We start from the raw sequence: 5689 nt of genomic DNA on the forward strand, positions 1-5689 counted from the left end.
TCAAGAGTCGCAACCATTGTTAGAGCGATCGCCTAAGCCACCTCAAAAGCAGCGTTGGCCTCTGCTGTTGGGAATCGTCCTATTAATTGCAGGTGTTGGTATTGGTTGGCGCTGGTGGCAAAGTACTAATGCTAGCAATGCACCACCGGGCGGGCCTGCTGCTGGTCAACCTATGGCAATTCCCGTCAAGCTAGCAACTGTGCAAACTGAAACTGTGCAGGAAAGCTCAGAGTTTATTGGCTCCTTAGAAGCTCCACGTTCGGCAATCATCAAGCCACAGGTTGAAGGACGAATAACCCAGGTTTTCATCCAAGAGGGCAACCGTGTTCAACAAGGGCAAGTTATTATTAGCCTGCAAAGTGATGATGTCCAAGCTCAATTATCACAAGCCAAAGCCGGACTAGAACAAGCCCAAGCACGTCTTGCTGAACTCCAAGCAGGTACGCGACAAGAAGAAGTTGCCCAAGCCAGAGCGCAGTTAGCCCAAGCCCAAGCTCGGTTTAGAGATGCCCAATCGGGATCGCAACCAGAAGAAATTGCTCAAGCTGAGGCTCAAATTCAGTCAGCTAAATCTGATGTTGAACTAGCACAGTCACGAGCCAAGCGATACGCACAATTGAGAAAAGAGGGTGCAGTTTCCCAAGATGTCCTAGAAGGATATGTCAAAGAACAACAAAGTGCTGAAGCTGCCCTTGTCGTAGCCCAGAAACGCCTAGAGCAAGTCCGCAAAAGTAGAAATTCAAGCATTAATGAGCTAGGTAGTGCCCTGGAACAACAAAAACAAAACTTAAGGCAACTACAAAATGGTTCTCGCCCAGAAGAAATTGCCCAAGCGCGATCGCAAGTAAGTCAAGCAGCAGCCCAAGTCCAAGCAGCCCAAGTCCAAGTACAATATACAAAAGTCCTTGCACCTTTCACTGGCATTGTTGGTGATATTCCAACGAAGGTAGGAGATTATGTGGAAAAAGCAGACCAACTCACTACACTCACTAGAAATGACTCTTTAGAACTGAATATAGGCATTCCCCTAGAAGAAGCCAAAAAGCTGCGCTTGGGATTACCAGTGCAAATGCTCAACGCCCAAGGCAAACCCACAGCAAGGGGTAAGGTGAATTTCATCTCTCCAAATGCTAGTTCAGATTCGCAAACAGTTTTGGTAAAAGCCAACTTTGGTAATTCTAGAAGTCAACTAATCAACCGCCAGTCAGTCCAAACCAAAATCATTTGGAACCAACGTCCAGGAATTTTAATTCCAGTTACAGCAATATCTCGCCTGGGTGGGGAAACTTTTGTGTTTGTGGCTGAAGCGCCAACAGAAAAGAAAGCTGAAGCGCCAGCAGAAAAGCAAGCTGGAGCACCTAAACTCGTAGCTCAACAAAAACCTGTGAAATTGGGAGTTATTGAGGGGAATAATTATCAAGTTATCGAAGGACTAAAAGCTGGGGACAAAATTGTTGTTTCCGGTATTCTTAACCTAACTAATGGCGCTCCTATTACCCCTGCACCGGAAGAAGTGGGTAGTCGAAAGCTTTAGTTGAAGATGAGAGATGAGGGAGTAGGGGGGCAGAGGAGAGAATAAAAAATTAGCTCTTTCCCCTCTGCTCCCTGCACTCCCCCTGTGCCTCTTTTCAATGCCAAATACCCAAAGCCCAATTTTTAAACTATGTTTGTTGACTTCTTTATTAAGCGACCAATTTTTGCATCGGTCTGCGCGATCGTCATCCTTTTAATAGGATTAATTAGTATTCCTACACTACCGATCGCAAGATTCCCAGAAATTAGTCCCACCCAAATCACTGTAACTTCCAACTATAGCGGAGCTAGTGCAGAAGTCGTAGAAAACGGAGTGACAAATATCTTAGAAAGGCAAATCAACGGGGTTGAGGGACTAAGATATCTCACTTCCAGCAGCAGTAACGATGGTACTAGTACCATTACAGTCACCTTCGATTCATCGCGTGATAAAGATATTGCAGCTGTGGATGTGCAAAATCGTGTTTCTGTTGCCCAACCACAACTACCAGACTCTGTACAGCGCACAGGAGTGCGGGTATCGAAAGAATCTAGTAACATCCTCTTAGCGATTGGTTTATTCGCTGAAAATAAAGAGTACGACAATACATTCTTAAGTAACTATGCCGACCTTTACTTAGCAGATGCCTTAAAAAGAGTCAAAGGTGTGAGCAACGTTCAAATTTTTGGCGAACGCCGTTATGCAATGCGCTTGTGGTTAGATCCGAGCCGCCTTGCCAATCGGGGACTAACAACTCAGGATGTAGCGAATGCTTTATCTGAACAAAACTTGCAAGTTGGTGCAGGGAGAATTGGACAAGAACCTGCTCCTGAAGGACAAAGGTATCAACTTGATGTGCGTGCTGCTAGCCGATTAGCAGAACCATCAGAATTTGAAGAAATTGTCCTCAAAACTGGAGATGATGGCACATTAGTCAAGCTCAAAGATGTCGGTAGAGCAGAATTGGGGGCAGAAAACTACAGTTCATTTCTACGATTTCGTGGTAACGATGCTGTCGGTTTAGGGATTTATCAGGTTCCTGGTAGTAATGCCTTGGATGTAGCCAAGGGAGTCAAAGCCGAAATTGCGCGATTGGCTCCAAGTTTTCCCCCAGGCATGAAATATCAGGTAGCTTTTGACACAACCATGTTTGTGGAAGAGTCGATGGCAGAAGTGCTTAAGAGCCTGATTGAATCGGTGGTGCTGGTTGTAATTGTAATTTTTGTGTTTTTGCAGGACTGGCGAAGTACCCTAATTCCCGCAATTAGTATTCCGCTTTCCTTCATTGGGATATTTGCCTTCGTCAAAGTTTTTAACTTTTCGATTAATAGTTTGACTTTGTTTGGTCTGACTTTAGCATCAGGGATGGTGGTAGATGATGCGATCATTGTAGTAGAGCAAATCAGCCGTTTTATTCAGGATAAAGGTATAAATCCTCGTCAAGCCGCCAGTGAATCAATGAGGGAACTGTTTGGCGCGGTTATTGCCACTTCACTAGTATTGATGGCGGTGTTTATACCAGTGGCGTTCTTTCCGGGAACCACAGGCGCACTTTATCGGCAATTTGCGCTAACGATCGCTTTCTCCATTGGGATTTCGACTTTTTTGGCTTTGACTCTAATACCTTCTTTGTGTGGGGTGTTGCTGCGTCAAGGACAAAGACCTTCGGGCTGGCTGGGTTGGATTTTTGGCCAGATAAATCGCTTTCTCGACTGGGTACAGCATAGTTATAAGCGATCGCTTACCTTTCTCGCACGCATCAAAGGTATTGTGATTGGGTTGTTTATTGTTTCCTTGGGAATGACTGCTTGGCTGTACATGACAGTACCGACAGCTTTTCTACCCGATGAAGACGAAGGTTACTTCATCACAATTATCCAAGGGCCGCAAGGGGTTTCGTTGCAATATACCAGCGATGTAATTGCACAGGTAGAAAAAGAAATTCTGAAAATTCCTGAAGTAGTGGGGACTTTTGCGATCGGAGGATTTGGTTTTAGTGGTAGTACCGCCAATAGCGGCATCATATTTACCACTTTAAAATCATGGGATGAGCGCTCAAAACCCGATCAATCAGTACAGGCGATTATTGGCAGCTTGCAAGGGAAGTTGATGGCAATCCCAGAAGCCAGAGTTTTCCCTGTGAACCCGCCCCCAATTCAGGGTTTAGGCAACTTCGGCGGCTTCGTCTTTCAACTGCAAGACCGCAGAGGTAACAGTGGCTTAGAAAATCTAGTCCAGTCGATGGGTAAGTTGCTAGGTAAAGCTAATCAAACACCAGGATTACAAGCTGTATTTACTACCTTTGCCGCAGATACACCACAATTGCTTGTGGAAGTAGACCGCAATAAAGCCAAATCATTGCAAGTTTCTATAGATGATGTCTTCAGTACTTTACAAACTGCTTTAGGATCGCAATATGTAAATGATTTCAATCTCCAGCAGCGCAATTACCGGGTGTATATCCAGGCAGATCAACAGTTTCGTTCCAACCCAAAAGATATTGGTAAACTATACGTTCGTTCTCAAAACAATCAAATGATTCCTTTGAGTAACTTAGTCACAGTTACCCCGACTGTGGGAGCGCAAACTATCAATCACTACAATCTGTTCCGCTCAATTGAAATTAATGGTGCTGCCGCCCCTGGCTCTAGTTCGGGAGACGCAATTAAAGCAATGGAACAAGTTGCAAAAGAAGTTTTACCTGCTGGTTATGGTTACGAATGGTCAGGGACTGCATTAGAAGAAATAGATTCTGGTGGTTTAGCACCCCTAATTTTTGGATTAGGATTGGTATTTGTATTTTTGGTGCTAGCTGCTCAATACGAAAACTACATTGACCCCTTTATCATTCTGTTATCAGTTCCCTTAGCTATTTTTGGAGCGCTGGTAGCTCAATCGTTACGGGGTTTTTCTAATGATGTTTACTGTCAAATTGGTCTAGTAATGTTGATTGGTTTGGCTAGTAAGAACGCTATTTTGATTGTGGAGTTTGCTAACCAATTGCGAGATCAAGGTCTTTCGATGACTAAAGCAGTAATTGAAGCTTCACAAGAACGGTTACGTCCAATTTTGATGACTGCCTTTGCTACTCTTTTAGGAATTTTCCCCTTGGCTAATTCCACAGGTGCAGGAGCAGCGAGTCGCCAATCTTTGGGAACAGCAGTTTTTGGTGGGATGTTAATTGCGACTTTCTTGAGTTTGTTTGTAGTGCCAATTTTGTATATCGTGATTAAGACGGCGACAGAGCGCTTTATCAAACCAAATCGGCATCAAGAACTGCAAACAGAAGCAGTTTCATTGGATGGAAAAACTGTTGCATATTTAACAAAACATGAGGATTAATTCGTAATTCGTAATTAATTGTTCTCTGTCGTTTAGATACAGTTCGGTTAGCTTGTTTACCCTGCGAACATCCCCCCAACCCCCCTTTAAAAAAGGGGGATTATTTTTTACTTTCTATTGCCATTAACAAAGTTTTAGGGATATGTGCAGCATTGTGCCATGATGCTGAGACTGCTAATGAGCTTTTGATAGTCATTAATGAGATTTGGAACTCCGTTACGTTCAAATTTTAACTAGACGCTAGGCTGCCAAAGAGGAGTAGAGAAACAGAAAAAAGAGAAGATTGCTTTATTTTAATAATCTTAGACCACTGAGGGTAACTAATACTGTAGAGCCTTCATGCCCAATCACGCCGATGGGTAAGTTAATATTGCCTAGAAAGTTGCCCACCAAAAGCAATATAATGAAACCCAACGCTACAACTATATTCTGTTTGACTATGGATTGCGATCGCCTTCCCAAATGCATCGCCACCGCAATTTTTTCTAACTTGTCGGCCATCAGTACTATATCTGCGGTTTCTAATGCCACATCACTGCCAGATACTCCCATCGCTATACCTACAGATGCTTGGGCTAAAGCTGGTGCATCATTAATTCCATCGCCCACCATTGCCACAGTTTGATACTTCTGCTGTAGACGGCGGATAACATCTAGCTTATCTTCTGGTAGAAGTTGAGCATATACCCGTTCGATTCCTACTGCTTTGGCGACACTTTGAGCAGTTTCTTCATTATCCCCGGTTAACATGACAATTTGCTCAATTCCCAGTTGCTTTAAGCGGGTAATGGTTGCGGCTGCTTGCGATCTTACTTCATCTGCGATCGCAATTAC

Annotated in this window: 3 protein-coding genes; 2 read left to right on the plus strand and 1 reads right to left on the minus strand. The window is 43.9% G+C overall.

Annotation, left to right across the window (positions count from 1 at the left end):
* Both VE944_RS23730 and VE944_RS23735 read left to right on the plus strand, forming a co-directional pair.
* A partial coding sequence (locus VE944_RS23730; RefSeq protein ID WP_324982811.1) for an efflux RND transporter periplasmic adaptor subunit occupies positions 1-1534 on the plus strand: 1534 nt, incomplete at its 5' end.
* Between the two features lie 129 nt (positions 1535-1663).
* Positions 1664-4855: an efflux RND transporter permease subunit gene (locus VE944_RS23735; RefSeq protein ID WP_324982814.1), complete on the plus strand. Its 3192-nt coding sequence runs from the start codon at positions 1664-1666 to the stop codon at positions 4853-4855.
* Positions 4856-5143: 288 nt separating this feature from the next.
* Here VE944_RS23735 and VE944_RS23740 read toward each other — a convergent pair.
* Positions 5144-5689: HAD-IC family P-type ATPase (locus VE944_RS23740; RefSeq protein WP_324982817.1), on the minus strand; the 546-nt coding region annotated here is incomplete at its 5' end.

It is taken from the genome of Nostoc sp., assembly GCF_035638895.1.
GTDB lineage: Bacteria > Cyanobacteriota > Cyanobacteriia > Cyanobacteriales > Nostocaceae > Nostoc.